Here is a 3,017-nt window from a genome sequence, read left to right on the forward strand (position 1 = left end):
ATGTCCGAATGGGGAAACCCACCCGCTTGCGGGTATCCTGCAGTGAATACATAGCTGCTGGAAGCGAACCTGGTGAACTGAAATATCTAAGTAACCAGAGGAAAAGAAATCAACCGAGATTCCGTAAGTAGCGACGAGCGAACGCGGACTAGCCCTTAAGCTGATTTGGTTCTAGGAAAACGCTCTGGAAAGAGCGGCCATAGAAGGTGATAGCCCTGTATCTGAAAGGGCCATTTCAGTGAAGACGAGTAGGGCGGGGCACGTGAAACCCTGTCTGAACATGGGGGGACCATCCTCCAAGGCTAAATACTACTGACCGACCGATAGTGAACCAGTACCGTGAGGGAAAGGCGAAAAGAACCCCGGAGAGGGGAGTGAAATAGAACCTGAAACCGTGTGCGTACAAGCAGTAGGAGCTCCGCAAGGAGTGACTGCGTACCTTTTGTATAATGGGTCAGCGACTTACTGTTCGTGGCAAGCTTAACCGTATAGGGGAGGCGAAGGGAAACCGAGTCTGATAAGGGCGCATAGTCGCGGGCAGTAGACCCGAAACCGGGTGATCTAGTCATGCCCAGGGTGAAGGTGCGGTAACACGCACTGGAGGCCCGAACCCACTCCCGTTGCAAAGGTAGGGGATGAGGTGTGATTAGGAGTGAAAAGCTAATCGAACCCGGAGATAGCTGGTTCTCCTCGAAAGCTATTTAGGTAGCGCCTCATATGTATCCTCTCGGGGGTAGAGCACTGTTATGGCTAGGGGGTCATCGCGACTTACCAAACCATTGCAAACTCCGAATACCGAGACGGACTGTATGGGAGACACACGGCGGGTGCTAACGTCCGTCGTGAAAAGGGAAACAACCCAGACCCACAGCTAAGGTCCCAAATTCAGTGCTAAGTGGAAAACCATGTGGAAAGGCACAGACAGCCAGGAGGTTGGCTTAGAAGCAGCCACCCTTTAAAGAAAGCGTAATAGCTCACTGGTCGAGTCGGTCTGCGGGGAAGATTTAACGGGGCTAAGCACTGAACCGAAGCTTGGGGTGCATACTTTGTATGCGCGGTAGAGGAGCGTTCCGTAAGCCTGCGAAGGTGGATTGAGAAGTCCGCTGGAGGTATCGGAAGTGCGAATGCTGACATGAGTAACGATAATGCGGGTGAAAAACCCGCACGCCGAAAGCCCAAGGTTTCCTTGCGCAACGTTAATCGGCGCAGGGTGAGTCGGCCCCTAAGGCGAGGACGAAAGTCGTAGTCGATGGGAAGCAGGTTAATATTCCTGCACCTCGCGTAAGTGCGATGGAGGGACGGAGAAGGTTAGGTGTACCAGGCGTTGGTTGTCCTGGGGAAAGGCGGTAGGTTTGGATCTTTGGCAAATCCGGGATCCTCTAAGACCGAGCACCGAGACGAGCCTTTATGGCGAAGTCACTGATACCACGCTTCCAGGAAAAGCTCCTAAGCTTCAGCTTACGCAGACCGTACCGTAAACCGACACAGGTGGGTAGGATGAGAATTCTCAGGCGCTTGAGAGAACTCGGGTGAAGGAACTAGGCAACATGGCACCGTAACTTCGGGAGAAGGTGCACCCTTTTTGGTGGCTCGTGCGAGCTATAGCTGAAGAGGGTCGCAGTAACCAGGCCGCTGCGACTGTTTATCAAAAACACAGCACTCTGCAAACACGAAAGTGGACGTATAGGGTGTGACGCCTGCCCGGTGCTGGAAGGTTAATTGATGGGGTCAGCCGCAAGGCGAAGCTCTTGATCGAAGCCCCAGTAAACGGCGGCCGTAACTATAACGGTCCTAAGGTAGCGAAATTCCTTGTCGGGTAAGTTCCGACCTGCACGAATGGCGTAACGACAGCGGCGCTGTCTCCACCCGAGACTCAGTGAAATTGAAATCGCTGTGAAGATGCAGCGTTCCCGTGGCAAGACGGAAAGACCCCGTGAACCTTTACTATAGCTTTACACTGAACGTTGAGTTCGTCTGTGTAGGATAGGTGGGAGGCTATGAAACCATGGCGCTAGCTGTGGCGGAGCCATCCTTGAAATACCACCCTGTCGTGCTTGACGTTCTAACCTGGGCCCATTATCTGGGTCGGGGACCGTGTATGGTGGGTAGTTTGACTGGGGCGGTCTCCTCCTAAAGAGTAACGGAGGAGCTCGAAGGTACGCTCAGCGCGGTCGGACATCGCGCACTGTGTGCAAAGGCATAAGCGTGCTTGACTGCAAGATCGACGGATCAAGCAGGTAGGAAACTAGGACTTAGTGATCCGGTGGTTCTGTATGGAAGGGCCATCGCTCAACGGATAAAAGGTACTCCGGGGATAACAGGCTGATACCGCCCAAGAGTTCATATCGACGGCGGTGTTTGGCACCTCGATGTCGGCTCATCACATCCTGGGGCTGTAGTCGGTCCCAAGGGTATGGCTGTTCGCCATTTAAAGTGGTACGCGAGCTGGGTTCAGAACGTCGTGAGACAGTTCGGTCCCTATCTGCCATGGGCGTTGGAGATTTGAGAGGGGCTGCTCCTAGTACGAGAGGACCGGAGTGGACGAACCTCTGGTGTTCCGGTTGTCACGCCAGTGGCATTGCCGGGTAGCTATGTTCGGAAGCGATAACCGCTGAAAGCATCTAAGCGGGAAGCGCGCCTCAAGATGAGATCTCCCGGGGCACAAGCCCCCTGAAGGAACCATGTAGACTACGTGGTTGATAGGTCAGGTGTGTAAGTACAGCAATGTATTGAGCTAACTGATACTAATGATCCGTGCGGCTTGACCATATAACCTCAAGTTGCCTTGGCTTTACGACAGCGTCGTAAGAGCATCCAAGTGCACGCTACGTCACAAGAACTATGCGAGGCTGGCGCCTTGTCCCCCCGGGACGAGTGCGACTCTCCAAAAGCCTCCCTGGTGAAATTAGCGCTGTGGAACCACCCGATCCCATCCCGAACTCGGAAGTGAAACGCAGCTGCGCCGATGGTAGTGTGGCTCAAGCCATGCGAGAGTAGGTCATCGCCAGGGTTTACAC

At 54.0% G+C, this 3,017-nt stretch carries 2 rRNA genes (1 of these 2 cut by a window edge); both read left to right on the forward strand.

What is annotated here, in order from left to right:
• Positions 1-2,769: ribosomal RNA gene (locus tag ARC23_RS16140) — 23S ribosomal RNA — on the forward strand (it extends 109 nt beyond the left edge of the window).
• A gap of 126 nt (positions 2,770-2,895) precedes the next feature.
• A 5S ribosomal RNA gene (rrf, locus tag ARC23_RS16145) occupies positions 2,896-3,010 on the forward strand.
• Positions 3,011-3,017: the final 7 nt, after the last annotated feature.

The sequence above is a fragment of the Stenotrophomonas beteli genome, from assembly GCF_001431665.1.
GTDB classification, from domain to species: domain Bacteria; phylum Pseudomonadota; class Gammaproteobacteria; order Xanthomonadales; family Xanthomonadaceae; genus Stenotrophomonas; species Stenotrophomonas beteli.